General features: G+C 41.7%; 20 protein-coding genes. 16 read left to right on the top strand and 4 right to left on the bottom strand.

Translation table 11 applies throughout. The features are described from left to right. Positions 1–2: 2 nt before the first annotated feature. From LKW28_RS04520 to LKW28_RS04500, 5 genes are all read left to right on the top strand, one after another. Positions 3–839, top strand: a complete 837-nt coding sequence (locus LKW28_RS04520) for a flagellar hook-basal body protein (protein ID WP_229139161.1) — start codon at positions 3–5, stop codon at positions 837–839. 100 nt (positions 840–939) lie between these two features. Beyond that, on the top strand, positions 940–1,773 hold the full coding sequence (locus LKW28_RS04515) for a flagellar hook-basal body protein (protein ID WP_229139375.1): 834 nt from the start codon (positions 940–942) through the stop codon (positions 1,771–1,773). Positions 1,774–1,862: 89 nt separating this feature from the next. After that, positions 1,863–2,159 carry a DNA-directed RNA polymerase subunit beta gene (locus tag LKW28_RS23115; protein ID WP_229139160.1) on the top strand — a complete coding sequence of 99 codons (297 nt, stop codon included), beginning with the start codon at positions 1,863–1,865 and terminating at the stop codon, positions 2,157–2,159. A 319-nt stretch (positions 2,160–2,478) separates the two neighbouring features. Further along, positions 2,479–2,913, top strand: a complete 435-nt coding sequence (gene fabZ / locus LKW28_RS04505; protein WP_229139159.1) for a 3-hydroxyacyl-ACP dehydratase FabZ — start codon at positions 2,479–2,481, stop codon at positions 2,911–2,913. 162 nt (positions 2,914–3,075) lie between these two features. Continuing rightward, positions 3,076–3,381, top strand: a complete 306-nt coding sequence (locus LKW28_RS04500) for a hypothetical protein (RefSeq protein WP_229139158.1) — start codon at positions 3,076–3,078, stop codon at positions 3,379–3,381. Between the two features lie 147 nt (positions 3,382–3,528). Here the strand turns inward: LKW28_RS04500 and LKW28_RS04495 are convergent, their stop codons facing one another. Beyond that, a complete protein-coding gene (locus tag LKW28_RS04495) occupies positions 3,529–3,966 on the bottom strand; it encodes a YwpF-like family protein (RefSeq protein ID WP_229139157.1) in 438 nt (145 codons plus the stop codon). 299 nt (positions 3,967–4,265) lie between these two features. Between LKW28_RS04495 and ssb the strand changes: the two genes are divergently transcribed. From ssb to LKW28_RS04455, 8 genes are all read left to right on the top strand, one after another. Continuing rightward, positions 4,266–4,607, top strand: a complete 342-nt coding sequence (ssb, locus tag LKW28_RS04490; protein ID WP_229139156.1) for a single-stranded DNA-binding protein — start codon at positions 4,266–4,268, stop codon at positions 4,605–4,607. A 32-nt stretch (positions 4,608–4,639) separates the two neighbouring features. Next, entirely contained in the window at positions 4,640–4,816 is a 177-nt protein-coding gene (locus tag LKW28_RS04485) for a hypothetical protein (protein WP_229139155.1), read from the top strand. 404 nt (positions 4,817–5,220) lie between these two features. After that, the gene (locus LKW28_RS04480) at positions 5,221–5,586 is read left to right on the top strand and encodes a GntR family transcriptional regulator (RefSeq protein WP_229139154.1); all 366 of its coding nucleotides are present in this window, start codon (positions 5,221–5,223) and stop codon (positions 5,584–5,586) included. Positions 5,587–5,597: 11 nt separating this feature from the next. Continuing rightward, complete coding sequence (locus LKW28_RS04475) at positions 5,598–6,287, top strand: ABC transporter ATP-binding protein (RefSeq protein ID WP_229139153.1); 690 nt, start codon at positions 5,598–5,600, stop codon at positions 6,285–6,287. Continuing rightward, a complete protein-coding gene (locus tag LKW28_RS04470) occupies positions 6,284–7,114 on the top strand; it encodes a hypothetical protein (RefSeq protein ID WP_229139152.1) in 831 nt (276 codons plus the stop codon). The genes LKW28_RS04475 and LKW28_RS04470 overlap by 4 nt, the downstream gene beginning before the upstream one ends. Positions 7,115–7,129: 15 nt before the next feature. Continuing rightward, a complete protein-coding gene (locus tag LKW28_RS04465) occupies positions 7,130–8,329 on the top strand; it encodes a hypothetical protein (protein WP_229139151.1) in 1,200 nt (399 codons plus the stop codon). A gap of 36 nt (positions 8,330–8,365) precedes the next feature. Continuing rightward, positions 8,366–8,902, top strand: a complete 537-nt coding sequence (locus LKW28_RS04460; protein WP_229139150.1) for an RNA polymerase sigma factor — start codon at positions 8,366–8,368, stop codon at positions 8,900–8,902. Between the two features lie 98 nt (positions 8,903–9,000). After that, positions 9,001–9,624, top strand: a complete 624-nt coding sequence (locus LKW28_RS04455) for a hypothetical protein (protein WP_229139149.1) — start codon at positions 9,001–9,003, stop codon at positions 9,622–9,624. A 407-nt stretch (positions 9,625–10,031) separates the two neighbouring features. On the opposite strand, the gene LKW28_RS22910 is transcribed toward LKW28_RS04455, so the two are convergent. The 3 genes from LKW28_RS22910 to LKW28_RS04445 form a co-directional block, all read right to left on the bottom strand. After that, positions 10,032–10,157 carry a hypothetical protein gene (locus LKW28_RS22910; RefSeq protein WP_267497874.1) on the bottom strand — a complete coding sequence of 42 codons (126 nt, stop codon included), beginning with the start codon at positions 10,155–10,157 and terminating at the stop codon, positions 10,032–10,034. Positions 10,158–10,467: 310 nt separating this feature from the next. Continuing rightward, positions 10,468–13,194 carry a DEAD/DEAH box helicase gene (locus tag LKW28_RS04450; RefSeq protein ID WP_229139148.1) on the bottom strand — a complete coding sequence of 909 codons (2,727 nt, stop codon included), beginning with the start codon at positions 13,192–13,194 and terminating at the stop codon, positions 10,468–10,470. A 12-nt stretch (positions 13,195–13,206) separates the two neighbouring features. Continuing rightward, a complete protein-coding gene (locus LKW28_RS04445; RefSeq protein ID WP_229139147.1) occupies positions 13,207–14,805 on the bottom strand; it encodes an SWIM zinc finger family protein in 1,599 nt (532 codons plus the stop codon). 298 nt (positions 14,806–15,103) lie between these two features. On the opposite strand from LKW28_RS04445, the gene LKW28_RS04440 reads away from it, so the two are divergent. From LKW28_RS04440 to LKW28_RS04430, 3 genes are all read left to right on the top strand, one after another. After that, positions 15,104–15,265: a hypothetical protein gene (locus LKW28_RS04440; protein WP_229139146.1), complete on the top strand. Its 162-nt coding sequence runs from the start codon at positions 15,104–15,106 to the stop codon at positions 15,263–15,265. 347 nt (positions 15,266–15,612) lie between these two features. Beyond that, the gene (locus LKW28_RS04435) at positions 15,613–17,448 is read left to right on the top strand and encodes a GAF domain-containing sensor histidine kinase (RefSeq protein ID WP_229139145.1); all 1,836 of its coding nucleotides are present in this window, start codon (positions 15,613–15,615) and stop codon (positions 17,446–17,448) included. After that, positions 17,445–18,080 (top strand): response regulator, encoded by a 636-nt coding sequence (locus tag LKW28_RS04430; protein WP_229139144.1) that lies wholly within the window; start codon positions 17,445–17,447, stop codon positions 18,078–18,080. The genes LKW28_RS04435 and LKW28_RS04430 overlap by 4 nt, the downstream gene beginning before the upstream one ends. The last annotated feature ends 33 nt before the right edge of the window (positions 18,081–18,113 follow it).

The raw sequence follows: 18,113 nt of genomic DNA, 5'->3' as shown, positions 1-18,113 counted from the left end.
TCATGTTACGTGGATTTTATTCTGCTGCAGCTGGAATGCTTGCTCAGCAGCGGCGCACGGAAATGCTGACAAACAATATTGCAAACGCCAATACACCTGGCTACAAAGTGGACCAAGGCTCTTTGCGTGCCTTTCCAGAAATGCTCATGCAGCGTCTTGAAGGTGTACAAAGCCCAGCCAAAAATGGCGGCAATCTTCGGACAGCAAGCAGCATCGGTGGTCTTAATACAGGTGTATACATGCAGGAAATGATTCCGCTGTTTAAGCAAGGTGATCTCCGCGAAACAGGACTCCTGACAGATGTAGCGCTAGTCAATGGCAACCTGCCAATCAATGCAGAAACAAATAAACCGGGTTCGTTGTTTTTTACCGTTCAAAATACAAACGGTGATGTACGATATACAAGAAACGGAAATTTTACAGTTGACCCAGCCGGTTTTTTAACAACGAATGAAGGTTTTTATGTGCTCAATGAAAATGGAAATCGAATTGCACTTGAAAATGATCAGTTTGACGTGTCTGCTGATGGCAGCATACTTGTCAACGGACAAGCTCAGTCCCGTCTGGGCATTGCTTTTTCAGAAGATCCATTGAACTTGATTAAAGAAGGAAATGGATTGTATCGGTCAAATGACGGTGCAGATTTACCAAATGCAGCGGCAAATCCCGAAGTCTCTTATTCGTTAAAACAAGGATTCCTTGAGGGTTCAAATGTGGATGTCACACAGGCAATGACAGAAATGATGACTGCATATCGTACATTCGAGGCCAACCAAAAGGTGCTTCAGGCATATGATAAAAGCATGGACAAAGCTGTAAACGAGATTGGAAGATTATAAGAAAAGTGAAAGGCGGCTGTCCATCGCTAAAGACCTTAGGCCAGGCTGATGCGCCAGGAGCTAGACATTAAAGAAAGTGTGGGGATTTTAAGTGCGCTCAATGATTACAGCAACAAATACGATGAGTCAGCTGCAAAAACAGCTCGATACAATTGGACATAATCTTGCAAATATTGATACGAACGGTTATAAAAAACGCCAGGTCAACTTTAGTGAACTTTTATCCCAACAATTCAATAATCAGCCCGTTAACGCGCAAGAGGATGGCCGTGTAACCCCAAATGGTATTCGCATTGGCGTTGGTGCCCGACTTGGCCATACAAATATGATGATGACCCAAGGTGCCATCAAAACAACGGATCGTGAACTTGATATCGCCTTTACAAAGGAAAATCAGTTTTTACAAGTGCTAGTGGATGAAGATGGTGTCCAGGTCCCTCGATTTACAAGGGATGGTGCCCTCTATTTGTCTCCTGCAAATGATGGAACAAATCGTGTGTCCCTTGTGACAAGTGGTGGTAACCCTGTTTTAGATCAAGATGGGGAGAAGATCGTGTTTGTTGACAATTTTAAGGAAATCAAAATTTCAGCAACCGGAGAGTTATCTGTGGTTCCTGAGGCTGGTATGCCTCAAGTATTTAATCTATCCGTTGTGCAAATAAATAAGCCACAGCTTCTTCAGGCGGTGGGACAGAATCAATTTGCATTACCTGACCTGGCTGGGCTTGGAATCGAAGCTAATGAAGTATTTGTTTCTCTTCAAGGTGTTTTGCGCGAGCAGGTTAGTATGCAACAAGGTGCACTTGAACAATCGAACGCGGATTTAACAACTGAAATGTCGGACTTGATGCTCACCCAACGCTCATACCAATTCTACGCAAAATCAATCTCTGTCTCAGACCAGATGATGGGACTTGTAAACGGTATTAGATAAGTGATAAAAATAAAATCTACGCAGATACTATAAGTTAAGGCAGACAAACGGCGAAACTCGGAACAACCTAAAGATAAGGGGTAATCTAAGTGACAAGTGAACTTAACAATACACAAGTAAAATCACGCGAAGAATTTCGAAAAGCCCGTGATGAAGAAAAGAATACGGAAAAAGAGCCAAAGAAGAAGCGTGAACGGAAAATTCGGATTCGCTTAATACCGATTTGGATACGACTTTTGCTCGTCGTCGTTCTTTTTGCAGCCAGCGTCATAATTGGTGTGGTTGTAGGTTACGGAGTCATTGGAAATGGTGATCCGGGTGATGCCTTGAAAAAAGAAACATGGCAGCATATCGTCGACCTTGTCAACAAAGATGCGAAAAAGTAAGAGGGCATAGGCCTTCTTTTTTTTATGGTTTTACATGTGCGCCGATGAGGTTTACAACTTTTCGCAATACTTGTATTATAATAGGCATTACATGCAAACTTTATACAGCAGAAGACTTTAACTTCTGCTGTATAAAGTTAGCCTCCGGCGGATGCCACAGATTTTCAAAGGAAGTTTTTCGATCTAGGATCAAAGACTAAGTACGCCACGTCCTGATGTCTTCGTCTTTGTGACCCACATCGTGTGGGCCTAAAAAATCTGAGCGCAAATACGCCAAGGCGCATTTGATTAGGATACATAGAGGAGGAATTTGAAAATTATGTACGATATCAATCAAATTAAGGAAATTATCCCGCACCGCTACCCGTTTTTATTAGTCGATCGCATTCTTGAAATGGAAGAGGGGAAACGCGCACTTGGGATTAAAAATGTAACGGCAAATGAAGAGTTTTTCAATGGCCATTTCCCTGGCTACCCAGTTATGCCTGGTGTATTAATTGTCGAAGCATTAGCGCAGGTCGGGGCTGTGGCAATGCTGAGTAAGGAAGAGAACAAGGGCAGACTTGCCTTCTTTGCAGGAATCGACAATTGCCGTTTTAAAAAGCAAGTAGTTCCTGGAGATCAACTCCGCCTTGAAGTGGAAATCACTCGCCTTCGTGGATCAATCGGTAAAGGAAAAGGTACCGCAACAGTAGATGGAGAGCTTGTTTGCGAAACAGAAATCATGTTTGCACTGGGTGAAAAAACAAAATAAGGTCAGTTGGTTAAAACCGGATGGGATTCACCATCTGGTTTTTATTATGCATTTTTTACGAAATTGTACTTTCTTTGATACATTTTTTAACTTCTGGGAAAGCTAAGCGAAGACCAAGTAGGTCAACCAATACTTAGAAGAAAGCAGAAAGGAGAATGTGCAATGAATAAGAAATGGTTCTTAAAGCTAATGGGGTCACTCCTTGCCGTATTTTTAATAACCGGTTGTAACGCAGATGACCAAAATCCGCCTCCAGAGGATGATGGACTAGAGACGCCGGGTGAGGATTTAAATAATGACTTGGATAACAATGACCTGGACAATAATGTGACTCCAGAGGAAGACGTTGTTCCTGGTGATAATGGCTTGAACAATGGAGATCAAGACGTCGTTGAAGACGAAAATAATGACGGAGATTTGGATATCAACAAAGACGATGATGACCATAATGGTAACAATGATCAGTAAATCCTAGCTGTACAGGAGCCGGTGGTACAGGCACTGGAGGAAAATAAACATGAAAGGCGCACTTTGCCTTCAGAAACGAATGGCTTGTGACCTCGAGAGGCTTGGCACTGGAGCTAGACAAATGAAAGGCGGGACATCCCGCCTTTTTTAATTTTCTACGGGTTTTTTCTTTTCATGGAGTCGGTTTTTGAATTCGGCCAGTAGTCCCTCACCCTGTAAGCCCTGCTGGATTAGGTCTGTCAGAAGAATCTCGGCCATGTTGTGGCGGCTAGGAACTAAGTTCCCATCTAGGAGGACACTCGCACTATTCTCCATTTCCTTGATGATCTTAACATCCCCCATTAACGAGGCGGGATCATTTGATTTTTTTGAAATTGTTACTTGGAGATTAAGCTTTTCTCCTTCTTGTTTTGCCTTTTCGAAAATATCTTTAAACGATTTTTCAATAAAGGCTTCCACAATCCAACGGTTTTCCCCGTCCTCCCGATTGATAATTAAACCATCAATCAACGGTATATCCAATGTACGATTCGGCTGTTCGTTCTGTTTCAGAACCTTTAGTGACACCAATTTAAACGTTTTCAAACCCTGACCTCCTTATAAATCGTCCGTACTATATCAGATAGTTAAATTATAACATATTTGCCTGTTTATTATATGGAGTTGAAGTGGAAATGAACCGAATTTTCTAACGGAAAAAATTTGTAGAATTTTAGATAATTGTTGGTTTAGATGAGTATTCTGTAAGAAAATATAAAAATTATCTATGAATTTTCCATTTTTATAGAAAAAACACCACTGATAATCATAGTTTCCTAATTTTACCTATGTCGAATCGTGAAGTATGATAGCCTTGTTAGATTTAACCAAGGAGGTAAAAGGACATGATTAATCAAGTAATTTTGGTTGGAAGACTTACCCGTGATCCTGATTTGCGTTATACCCAGGAAGGAAAGGCCGTAGCCCATGTGACACTTGCGGTTAGCCGAAATTTTAAAAGCGCAGGTGGAGCAATCGAAACTGATTTTGTTAACTGCACACTGTGGCAAAAGACTGCTGAAAATACCGCAAACTTTTGTAAAAAGGGATCCATTCTAGGTGTAACGGGTAGAATCCAAACACGTAATTACCAAAACAATGAAGGAAAAAGAGTGTATGTGACTGAAGTGTTAGCAGACTCTGTGAAATTTCTTGGCGGTAAGCCAAGGGAGCTTGTGGAAAATTAGGTTTTGATGATTGAACTTGGGAGGAAGCAATGATGAACAATGATGAAATCAAGACGATTAACGAAAAGCTAAATAAACTTGCAATGGGAATTGCGTTACATTTGGAAACGTTACAAGGCCAAATTGGCGAACGTATCGATCAAATAGATCGTAGCTATAATGAACGACTGTTGCAGGTCAATCAACTATTGGAAGGGAAGCAGCTATGATATGAAATCTGTTAAAAAGAGATTTAGAATATGATTAAGCCCACTGTCCATGTACCTCGCAACAAGAAGCCCCAGTCGCCTTTTCAAAAATGGTTCCTCTAGAGATAGATGGATACTCCGGTCATTCCTCAAATTTTCGCCAATCATGGTTACGACATGGTTGGCCTTTTTCTTATTTTTAATATAGAACATTTGTTCCTTGTTGTCAATATATTGGATAAATTTTTATTTTAAGTTGACATCTTAAGTGTATTAAGCATATAATACATTGTGTATTAACCTATTGGTACACGACGTATTTTTTTATTATAACTGTATGGTCATCATAATACAGTTTTGTGTTTTTTTATAAATGGTGTATTAACCCCTTGATACAGGGAGATGAATTTTTAGGAGTTGGGTCTATGGATGTCAAGTTTAATAATCGGGATCCTGTGTACGTGCAAGTCATTCAGTATTTCAAGGAACAAATTGCGAAAGGTTTTTTTGAACCAGGGCAGGAGATTCCTTCAAGAAGAGAGTTAGCAAATCGGTTGAAGATTAATCCGAATACGGCTCAGCGCGCGTATAAAGAAATGGAGGAGCAAGGGTTGATTTTTACAGAAGGAAATTTACCAAGTCGCATTACGAAGGATGAAGAAGTGTTGAAAATGGTTCGCGAGGAATTAATTTTGGATGCAGTTTCTGCATTTATACAATCAGTTCGGTCGATTAACGTGCCTTTAAATGAAGTGTTGAATTTAGTTGAAAAAGAGTACGAAAAGGAATAGGGGGGATTTTTGTGATTGAAGTAAAGAATGTCACGAAGAAATTTGGCAGGAAGACGGTACTTAAAGGAGCCTCGTTTACTGCTGAAAAAGGAAAAATTACTTGTTTAATCGGGATTAACGGTGTTGGGAAAACAACCATCATGAAGGCAATTATGGCATTAACCCCTATTAATAGTGGTGAAATTCGTATTGATGGTGAAAAAATTCATAAAAGAAGCTATGAAAAAATAACGTTTATCCCAGATACCATTACGATGCTGCCACAAATGAAAATAAAAGAGGCATTTACGTTTATGGCTGATTTTTATGACAGCTGGAATCCAAAACGCGCGAATGAATTGCTTGAGTTTTTTAGACTGCAAGAAACGGATCGAATCTCTGAATTATCAAAGGGAAATACAGCAAAGGTGAACCTGATCCTTGGACTTGCTTTGGATGTTGACTATGTTTTAATGGACGAACCTTTTTCGGGTATTGATATTTTTAGTAGGGAGCAGATTGCCGAAGTGTTCACAAGTCATCTAATCGAAGACCGTGGCGTGATCATTACAACCCATGAAATCAATGATATTGAACATTTAATTGATAAGGTTGTTTTGCTGGATAATGGCGTCGTGTTAAGAGAATTCGATACCGAGGAAGTTAGGGAAAATGAGGGGAAATCGGTAATCGATGTGATGAGAGAGGTGTATAAGGGATGAACCGTTATTTGAAACTAGTAAATTTCGAGTTTTCTCGGTTTAATAAGTTATTTCTTGTTTTAGTTGGGATCACAGCCCTGATTCAATTGGTTGGAGTTATTTTTGAATCGCGAAGATATGTAGGGCGTGCGAACAAAGCGATTTATGAGGATTTATTATCGCAAAACGACTTTATCGAGATGTACGGAAAAATGTCCTTTTTCAATTTTTCTCAGACAGGTTGGTTTTTGCTGCCGATTATGCTTTGTGGTGCTACATTGCTGATTTATGTGTTTTTTATTTGGTATCGTGATTGGTTTGGAAAAAATACATTTAGTTACCGGTTGCTCGTGTTGCCGACAGCTCGGTTAAATATTTATTTGGCAAAGGCGACAACCATTTTTCTTTTTGTGTTGGGGATGGTTGCAGTGCAATTAGTATTAATTCTTGTTGAAACAAAGATGCTGCAATGGATGGTTCCTGCTGAGTTTTATACTACATTCTCTGTGAACAAAATTACGAATCTCTATATTTTGAATATCCTGTTCCCTGCAACGTTTATTGACTTTGTTCTTCTGTATGGGGCTGGTTTAGCGGGAGTGTGTATTGTGTTTACTGGGATTTTGTTTGAACGCTCTTACCGTTTGAAAGGGATTTTCTTTGGAATTCTTTATTGTGGGGTTTCTCTTTTAGTATTTTTCGCGCCAGTGTTAGTGAATGAATTACTAATAGGTAAATATTTTTATTCTTATGAGCTGTTTTACATGGAAGTTGTGGCAGGATTACTTGTTTGGGCTGCTGCGATTTGGACGGGCCATTATCTTTTAAATAAAAAAATCAGGGTTTGATCGGAGGTTACATGAATGAAACGATATTGGAAAATCCTCACGGTTAGTTTAGTTACGATTATCGTGCTTGGAGCGTTTTATATACAATCAAGTTTGGCCGCCGAAACGGTCGAAATTGAATTTGAAAAAGTAAGCGGTGATGAGAGTTTAGTGGATAATCTTGTGATGAATGCCGATTATGTTGTGGAAGATATTCATCTAACCTTATTGATTTCTAATGAGGAAACTGTCAATTTAAGTAATCAATCTCTTTTTCAACAATTGACCCGCCTGAATTTGGAGGCATCTTCACAGCGATTAATCGGGGAATATAAACATTTTATGCGGGGAAAAAACCGTTTTCCAAATAGCTTTTATGAAGATGAAGACCTTCTTGTCTATGCCGATATCGATGACAGGGGAATAAATGGTTCTTTTAAGAATGCTTCTTTTACTATCGACGTTTTAGATAAAAAATCGGAAGAATCGACTGCGATGGAGTTAGATCTACCGAAAAAAGGATCATATGCTTGGGTTAATATTGCTGATATTCAAATTGTAGATACTAAATTGAAAGTATCCGCTTGGGCTTCACCTATCGACGGCGGTGAGGATTTGGTTGTCTACACAATCGACTTGCCGGGGAAGAAAATCACTAATGAAGAAGTGGTTTACTCTGCTCCAAAAATCAAGAATGGATGGTCAGAGTTTAGGATTTTAACTGACTATTATTCAAGTCAAGCTGAAAAATATCTATTAATTAAAGCGGCGGCATATGAACATTCGAACGACAGTGGCGATGGGGCGGAAATCGGTGAACCAAAGGAGCTCGCAAATGATTTCATAGTATACGATATCGGAACGAATAAGAAGGAAAAAATAGATGTTCCAGATGAAGTCATCGGTTTTATAGATAATTCGTCGATTGTCGATTCAACGGTTTATATTCCGGTTCAGACGGAAAATGAAATAGAGATTATTCAATATGATATTGAGACTCAGAAATGGGATAAGAAACAAACCTTTGCAGTTGAACAATCTAAAGATGCTGAGGATGCACCTTTTGTTAAATTACAAGATGGCAAAATCTATATCGTTAGCGCTACGGACGAGGGGCACACCCTTCTAATCGGAGATCTGCAAACAGGCGAAACCTTATACGAAGGAAACCTTAAAGTAAAAAATCAAAAAACCGAACAAAAAGACTATCAGCTATACATCTTTGAAATTGAATAAATAATGGGACTAGAGTGGATCAGGGGGGCAGCTCCCTTGTCCCAAAATAAGGTGAGAAACATGAAGGAACCTCAAATTGAACAAATAATAAGTGATTATGAACCGGAATTGCGATATGCAGCCTTTCGATATGTGCGAAATTGGGTTGTGGTGGATGATATTATGCAAGAGGTCTTTTTGAAGGTTTTTTTGAAATTAGAATTCTTAGGGGAACCTTCCAAGTTGAAGGCGTGGTTGTACCAAATTACCCGAAATCAATGCATTGACTATCTTCGCAGCAAGGTTGTGAAAGCTACGGTTTTAATGGATGATGTAGAGGAATTAAGATATTCAGCAAATGAAACGGTCGAAAAAACAATCGTGGAAAAGTATGATCGGGAAATGCTCTATGAACATATTGACGCTTTGCCGAAGGATTACAAGCAGACCTTATCCCTTTATTATTTTGGTGATTATACTTATTCCGAAATAAGTCAATTATTGAGTAAAGATATTTCTTTTGTGAAAAATAAGCTTTTTCGAGGTCGGCGACTGTTGAAGAAAGTATATGAAGATAATAAAGCAATCGTCTAATAGATGGCCAATCATGTGATATAGCATGATTGGTCTTTTTTAATAGGGTTCTAGTAAGGTATAATGATTCAATAATATGATGTGTGAGGTTGATTGTGATGAGATTCGTAGTTTTGTTTGGAGTAGCCTTGTTGTTAGGGGTAGGGATGGCCTTTTTAGATGTAAGTGAGCCGCTCGGCTTTATTATTAGCATGCTGGTAATTGTTTGTCTCACAACTTATTTATTCATTTATCCTATTTATTGGGAGAAAAATGTAAAAAAGATAGAGTCCTATCTTGAGAAGCGAAGAAAAAACCCGGCGTTTAAGCTCTATTACGGGATGGGCAATCGGATTGATGAGGATGTGAAGGAAGCGACAGAGATATTGCTTCGAAAATATAAGCATCCCGCAAGACAAGCGTTGTTCAAGACCTTGCATGCATTATACGAGGATGATATTTTGCGAGTGAAGAAGGATATTGAGGATATTCGACCTCCTCAATATAAAGCGTACTATCAGGCAATTGTCGCTGTTGAGGAGGGTGAGCTGGAGCAAGCGGCTGAGCTTGGGAAACAGATCAAGTCGGAGTGGATGAAACACGCCTTGGCCGCTGGGATTGCAAAAAAGAAGGGAAATCACGACAAGTTCGTCGCTGAAATCCAAAAGGCATTTGAGAAGACACGCGGATTGCAGCGTTATGTCATTTATAAGCAATATGAAGAGGATTTAAAGGCGGGGTGAGTGGGGATTTGCTTCTTCATTCGGCTTATTTGCATCTTAAATTGAGGATATGCACCCTCGCGCGGCTAATTGCATCTTAAACTGAAGATATGCATCCTCGCGCGGCTATTTGCATCTTAAACTGGAGATATGCATCATCGCGCGGCTATTTGCATCTTAAGCTGAAGATATGCATCATCACGCGGCTATTTGCATCTTAAGCTGAAGATATGCATCATCGCGCGGCTATTTGCATCTTAAATTGAGGATATGCATCCTCGCGCGGCTATTTGCATCTTAAGCTGAAGATATGCATCATCGTGAGGCTATTTGCATCTTAAATTGAGGATATGCGTGTTCGCGCGGCTATTTGCACGCATGGGGTTTTACTATAAATAAGGGTGGTGACAACAGTCACCACCCTTAGATCATTTCTTTAGTTTTTCTTCGACGAGATGGTAGAACCTTTGCCATGGTTCGGTTTTGTCTTTGTGCTTTTCACTGGGCACAAACTTTTTCGCCTTTTTCTTTGGTTTGGTTGGTTTTTCAGCCAAACGAATCAGCTCCTTTGTGGTTGCGGTATACCGCTATGTCCTATTTTTGCGTCTGATATACCGATAGGGCGGTTTGCGGTATATCACAGGGTGCAAATTACGCATTTGGTATATCGCAAAGCCTGTTTCCGGCATACCACGACATGAAAATTCAGTATCTGGTATACCGCAAAGCTCGTTTTCGAAAAAAACACATAGTGAAACCCGAAACCCGAAGCGGGACCGGGACCGGGACAGGAAAGCTGTCCTTTTGTCCATTTGGAAAAATATAGGTAAACAGCGGAACCGTCCCCATGTTTGCATGTTTGCGCTAAAACGCCCCGAGTAACTCCTTGAGTTCGTTGGTGGAGAGTTCGGTGATCCAGTTTTCGCTGGTGATGATTTCGTCGTTGAGCGATTGCTTTTTCTCGAGCATTTCGTCGATTTTTTCTTCGAGTGTGCCGGTGGCGATGAGCTTGTGCACGTGGACGAAGCGCTTTTGGCCGATGCGGTAGGCACGGTCGGTTGCTTGGTTTTCGACGGCCGGGTTCCACCAGCGATCATAGTGGATGACGTGGTTCGCCTCCGTTAAGTTCAAACCGGTTCCGCCTGCTTTCAGAGACAGGATTAATATATTGAACTCGCGGTTTTGGAAGCCATCGATCATCTTGTCACGCTGTACTTTCGGCACGCTGCCATTCAAAAATTGCACTGTTTCTCCAAGGCGTTTTTGAAGCACATCCTGAATCATCTCACCCATTTGAATATACTGGGTAAAAATCAAACAGCTTTCGTCCTGGTCACGAACGTGATCAACTAACTCAAGCAGCTTCTCCATTTTCACAGAGCGTTCATCCACATTCGCAGGAGCTTGCTCCTTCAAATAAAGCGCGGGATGGTCACAAACCTGCTTTAATTGCCCGAGCATTTTTAAAATCAGACCTTTACGCTGCATGCCCGCAAGCTGTTCAACTTGGTCCAGCGTATCCTTCACAAGCTGCTCATAAATCGATGCCTGTTCCACTGTTAGCGGGCAATATTCCTTCTGCTCAAGCTTATCCGGCAGATTCAAAGCAACAGCTTCGTCATTTTTCGTGCGTCTTAGTAAAAATGGTTTGATCAAGCGTTGCAGCTCAGCAATTGTTTCCTGATCATGGTCCTTTTCGATTGGGGACACAAACCGTTTCTGGAAACCGCCTAGGCTGCCCAAATAACCGCGATTGATAAAGTCAAAAATCGACCAAAGCTCTGTCAGACGATTTTCCATCGGAGTTCCGGTTAAGGCAATATTATGGTCGCCTCGCAGTTTACGAATCGCGCGCGACTGTTTTGTTTGTGCATTCTTTATGTTCTGCGCCTCGTCAAGACAAACTGTTCCCCAGTCAAAATTGGAAATTTCCTCTTCATCCATATGGGACAAGCCGTAGGAGGTGAGGACGATGTCGGCCTCTTTAGCACTCTCGGCAAACTCTTCACCCTTCAAACGGTTGGATCCGTAATGAAGGTGGACACGTAAATCCGGTCCAAATTTTTCAAGCTCCTTTTGCCAGTTTCCAAGGACGGATGTTGGGCAAATAATGAGCGCGGGCTTGGCATCATTTTCTTTGACCGCTAAAAAGTAGGCAATCATTTGGATCGTTTTTCCGAGCCCCATATCGTCGGCTAGGCAAGCCCCAAATCCAAATTTCCTTAAAAATAAGAGCCAGTCGACACCCTGCTGCTGGTAAGGACGAAGCTCACCTCTGAACGTGTCCGGAATGTCTGCTTTCGGAATCTCCTGGATATCCGTTAACTGGGTAATCATTTGCGACAGGTGGCGATTGAGTTCAATCTGTATACCTGCAAATGCGCTTGCCGCTTCTTGTTCCTCACGCTCTGCTTTTTCCGATAGTGAAAGGAGCTCCTGCTCGAGAACATCACGCACATGAAGTCCCTCTTTATTCGCACGCTCAAGGATCGATTGAACCTGTTTGATAAACGCCGGGTCAAGCTTAATCCATTTGCCGCGAATTTTAATTAAGCGTCTTTTTTCATTCACCAGCGACATAAATTCCTCTTCAGAAAGCTCTACACCATTTGTTGAAAAGCGCCAGTCAAAATTAATGATGGACTGCAACCCGACAAAGGATTGGCGGCCGCCACCAGCGGATGTTTTGACCTTGGCCTTAATTGCAAGCTGCGCGTCCTTGATGGCTTGCCACCAGGCTGGCAATAGGATGCCGACTCCAGCTTCCATAAGCCTAGTGCTCGCTTCCGTTAAAAAGTCCCACGCTTGGCGTTCGTTTAACTCGTGAAGAATGCCGCCTTCATCTTGAAGCCATGGGATTAGCTTGCACCACATTGCTTGGTCGTTTTCAATTTTGTCCGCAAAATCTGTCCATTCTCGTGGCATAGTGGTATACAGTGTATGAGGCTTTGCTTTCTTGCGAAGCACTGTGTGGAGCGTCCAAGCCCCATTATCCACCTCTGGTTCTTCAATTTGAAGCATGACGTCAAATGGTGTATGGTCTTCCTTCCACCCAATCCGTTCAAGCCAATTGTTTTCATCGACGACAGACTCGGCGCCGGCGCTACTTTTTACAAGAGGGAAGGTTTCTGAAATCTCTTCCCAGGCGTCGGACAATGTAGAGTCAGATTGGATCCAGTCGGTGATGGCTTCCGAAAACCACTCTGCCGCAAAGCCAGTTAGCTCCGTATCAACCGGTTTCCAGCCAAAGCGCTCATACTCGTGCCAGTATTCAAAATCAGGCATAAATTGGCCGTCCTCAATGAGCGGAAACAGGTCCTGAGACATCGTATGATAGTGCTCGGCACTTTCACTAAGCTCGATTTGGATCAGTGAATTAACGGGCAATTCCGCGAAAAAGGTGAAGGCCTGCCAGGGTGAAAGGTGGACCGCATTCTCATTTTCTTCAAGAAAAGTTCCGTAAAAGGAGGCTTCGTGCCAGATAAAGAGATTTTGCTTCCAATTATGAACACTAAGCTCGTAGCCGTCTTCTGTTGTACACCAAATAGTGAATCCTTTTTCTGAAATCCATTCTGCATGAACTAAAAGCATTGTCTCACCTCTTTACTCTGAAATCATTGAAGCCCGCATTAGCTCCTGTTGGAAGGCACGTAATCGTTTATTCACTGTGGCAAGCTTTGTAATATAGTCGTCCCATCGGTCTTCTTGTTTTAACTTTTTGTAATGAGTCCGGATTTTTCGCAAATATTTAACGGCCCTTTTATAGCTTGGCCGGTTTTTACCTTCAATGGCCTTGGCGACGGCCTGGTGGTAAAGAGGAAGCAAAGCCCCCCGGTCAAGAGATTCGATTTCTTTTAAAATTGAACGGTCCATATCATCGACCTCATAGCCGACCATGATTTGCAGTTCGACCCATTTCCGGTATTGGTCGGTTTCAAGCAAAAAGTCGTTGTATTCCACATAGCTGTACGGCAAAAGCTGTTTCAGTGCGTGAAGATAAACGGCTGAATCGCGTTCATCAGAATACGTCATGATGTTCTGTAAAAACAGCATCGTCATGTGCCGGCGCCCTTCATAGCTCTGAATTCCAAAAATGTAGTCGCGGATTCCTTCTAGCGCATAGTCAATCCAAAGGCGAGCCCTGTCCCAACTTTTTGCTTCAGATAGATAGGAAATCCACCAAAAGCTGTACGGTGTCGCCTGATGCCCAAGTTGTTTCATTGTATCAATTGCGGTCGCGTCGTCCTTTTGTAAAAAGCGATTATGGGCAAAGGCAATCTTATGCACGTGATTTTCAGTGTCCAGCGCATTTTCCTCGATTTCGAGCCATTTTTTTCGATTAAAAAAGGTTGCCCAAAGCAGACGGTACATTTGCATGCGCTCATATTGGAACAAGGTTTCGGATAGCAGCGTTTCACGGATGATCGGAATGCTTTCCTCTAGTAGCTGGTCCAGTGAAAATGGGAGAGACACCTTCCGCATTTCAAGTGAGTTATCGAGCACAATATCGGTGAAATTATGAAAATAAGGCTTGATATAGGTGTCCACCTGGTAATTTCGGACTTCAATTTGTTCGAGCGATTCAACCGTTTTTCGGATACAAAATAGAGCCGCATGGATGTGATACAAGCGTTTTAGTTCCTCAGAGCGAGGTGCTTTCCTTTTTATATTTTGAAAAAGGGAATGGTATAGTGTCGCGAAAAAATAAACATTTTTATCTCCTCGAGCTGATTCAAAGCGTGCATATTCACTGTTGAAAAGGGTTAACCAGCTCTCGAGTGAATTCTCCTTGTATTCCACACGCTGTAAAACGTTTCCTTTTTTCACGGGAATTGATGCCAGCGTTGGCTTTGGTTTATTGCCTTCTTTCCACTGGTCAAGCAGGGATCCGACACGGTCAACGCTTGCGTACATATAGAAAAACAACGCCATCCGATGCCGGCAAAAGATAGGATCAGGGCATGAACAGCTGCTCATTTCTAAAAAATCAAGATCAAGGGTGACATCAACAGCTGTGACGTCCTGGACGCGGCCTTCAAGTGTTTGTCCGTTGTATTGTACATTATAAACACTCCCCTGACGGTAGAGGTTCAGTCCTTTTTTAATTAAATTGCGGTCATCTTCATTTTCAAATGTGATCATGTCGCGAAGCTTTTCGGAAAAATGCATGACCGTATCCTTTGGAATATCATTTTGAAGCAAAGTGGTCTCACTCCCCACAGAATTCGATATCATTATATTATACCGCAAAAAAACATAAATTGGGATTGCGGTACTTGAATGGTATGATGTTTTCCTCAATTTTGAGAAATTATAGGGTAAGACAGTCGCAAAGAAGAACCCTCTGGCGTACATGTATAGTAATTACTTGGCGGAGCTGGTTTCTCCATCCAGCCTCCCCAAGCTAACTTTTTCTCCTTAAAGTGCTTGGTGGAGGCGTCTCCATCCTTCACCAAGCCATTGTTTAGTAAGGTACTTATCAACTAGGAGTGAACATAAATTGGAACATAAATCCTCAGGCAAGGTCATTTCGATTGATGAAAACAGGGTGAGAAGAGCATTAATACGCGCCTATATGAAGGGAGAAAGAAGTGCAGAAATTGATATGAAGCAATTTATTCAAGAGCTGGCAAATGATATTAAAGGCTCCGCGACTACGTAATGACCTCGCATTTTTCTACACCTTTCAATCCGCTCAATTGGGGACAAGGGACCTGTCCCCCTGACCCTGTACTACTTTTGTAGTATAGAAATAATAAGTTTGGGTCATAGAAATTTTCTCGTATTTTTGTCATAATTATTACCACAAACATTAACCGGTGTTTGTGGTTACCCAGCATTGGTCAGTGGTTTTCACGCCATTCGACTAGTCTGGGTTTTTGTTCGGTTTGTATGATTTTTTTGGAGAATGAATCCGGTTTCAAAGGCTTGTTTGTGATTTTTTAATGTTACATATATTATGATACTAATAAATACAATTAAGAGAATGTTACGATAAGGGGGAGCGATGTGAAGCTGCCAGTGGTGTCATCCCATAAGCGGGAGAATTATGCGAAAGTCTATATGATTATGATAGCGATTCTTGGTTGGGCTGCAGTGGTGTACGCGATTTTTCATCTTGAACCAACGGACGACATCACCATCCTTCTATTGCTTACAGCATTTTTAGTAATAACAGAGTATTATCCAATTCCGCTTTTGAGAGGGTCAACGTCGATAACATTCCCGTTTATCTTCGTCATGTATGAGCTTTTTGGAGTTTCGTATCCAATCATGATTTATGCGGTGATTGCGATCGTGATTAACATCCTCCATCAACGTCCTTTGAGGATTGTTTTATTTAACCCAGCCCAGCTGGCTGCAAGTGTTTTTTTATCGGAATACATCTTATCCCATACAAATGTGGTGCAAGTTCTTTCATCGAGTAGCGATTTTCTTTCCGGATTAAGTACATATATTCTGTTTCTTGCCTTATTTTTTATCATTAATAATTTCATTGTTGATATTGTATTGTTGATTCGTCCACAACCTTACACATTTTATTTATTTAAAATGAAAACGCTGATCGAATTGGGCAATGTGGGGGTATCGTTGCTTTATGGAGCGATGATGTTTTATCTCGGTGGTCGGAAGGTTGACGAGTTCTCGCTGTTCTTCTTCTTCTCGCCATTGGTGGCGATTTCGTTATTGTATTCGGTCATTTCAACTCTTAAAAATGAAAAGAAACGGCTAAATGCGCTTTTTGCGATCACAACTGGGGTTAATAAGAAGATTCATTCAGCAGAATGGATTGATACGTTTAAGAATACGTTCTCGCAAATCGTTGATGTACAGGCGCTCATGCTGTGGGTCAAGGAAAACGATGTGTGGAAGATTTTATATTATGATGGGCGTGTGACACCGAAAGACGAACTAACAGGTGAGGCGCTCGCTCGTTTCGATGGAAAAAAACAACCGATTGTCTATCAGGACCGGGTGAAAAAGCTCGGTCCAATTGATGAGTTTTTTAAAAAGGATATGAAGGCTTTTGTGTACTCACCGATGGTTGTTGAAGATGAGACAATTGGGATGCTGGTTGTTGCAAAAAGTCGGGCGCGAAGCTTTGAGGAGGATGAAATCCATTCCATCGCCACCCTTTCGAACCAGCTTGCGGTTGCAGTAAAGACAAGGATGTTAATTGAGGAAAAGGAAAAGCGGATTATTCTTGAGGAGCGCAACCGGATTGCGAGAGGGATCCATGATGGGGTGGCCCAAACCTTGGCTGGTGCGGTCATGAAGCTTGAGACAGCGGAGCGTAAATTCGATCGTTATCCTGATGAAACGAGAAAGCTGATTCGGGAAAGCATGGATAAGTTAAGGTTAAGTTTACGCGAAGTCCGTGAATCGATTTATGAGCTTCGTCCATATCCAACAGAGCGGGTTTCGTTGTCAGTCGCAATCGGAAAACGAATTGATATGGTAAAAAGCGAGTATGATATTAAGTTTTCGTTTGATATTCGAGGCCAGGAGGTTCCGCTTAGCCCAATGGTCGAAAAGGAACTATTTGATATTTTTCAAGAGAGCCTGCAAAACACGATCAAGCACGCGCAAGCCACAAAAATAGAAGTTCTGTTAAGCTATCAGAAGGAGCATATCATTTTAAAAATAAAGGATAATGGTGTAGGTTTTTCATTGTTCCAGGCAATGGTTAAGGCGCAAAACAACCCTCATTTTGGAATTTTGAATATGAATGACGCAGCAGAAAAAATTAATGCAACGCTTCAAATTGACACAAAAGAAGAACATGGTACGGATATTACATTAACTGTTCCGAAAATGGGACTTGAAGGGGGTAATTTAAGTTGATCAAGCTTATGTTGGTGGATGATCATGCTGTGTTGCGTGACGGACTTAGGAATATTCTAGAGCTGGAGGATGATATTCGCGTTGTTGGCGAGGCGGTTTCAGGGGATGATGCGCTTGAAAAGGTGCCGATGTGTGAGCCTGATGTAATTTTAATGGACATCAATATGCCCCATAAAAATGGCGTTGAGGTAACGGGCATTTTGAAGAAAAAATACCCTTCGATTAAGATACTGGTGCTGACGATGCACAATCATGATGAGTACTTCATGGCTGCAATTCGCGAGGGAGCTGACGGATATTTGTTAAAAGATGCCCCATCTGAACAGGTGGTCGAAGCGATTCGTACCGTAGCTCGCGGTGAGTCTGTGATTCATCCGTCGATGACGAAAAAGCTCCTTAACTTCCATCAGCAACAGCAGGAGCAACCAAGGGATAATGCGCTAACAGAGCGGGAAACGGAAGTCCTTCAATGCCTTGTGGAAGGATTAAGCAACAAAGAAATTGCCGAGCGCCTATTCATCAGCGACAAAACCGTAAAAATTCACGTCAGCAAAATCTTCAAAAAATTCGACGTCAAAAGCCGCTCCCAAGTCGTCATCTACGCCGTCCAAAACAAGCTGGTGCCGATGTAGGTGGGGAAACAAGGGAAAACAAGGGGACGGTTC

The organism is Bacillus sp. REN16, from assembly GCF_020731355.1.
In the GTDB taxonomy this organism is placed as follows: domain Bacteria; phylum Bacillota; class Bacilli; order Bacillales; family Bacillaceae_L; genus Ferdinandcohnia.
Note: the sequence above shows the minus strand (reverse complement) of the source record. Positions and strands in the feature narration are given on the sequence as shown.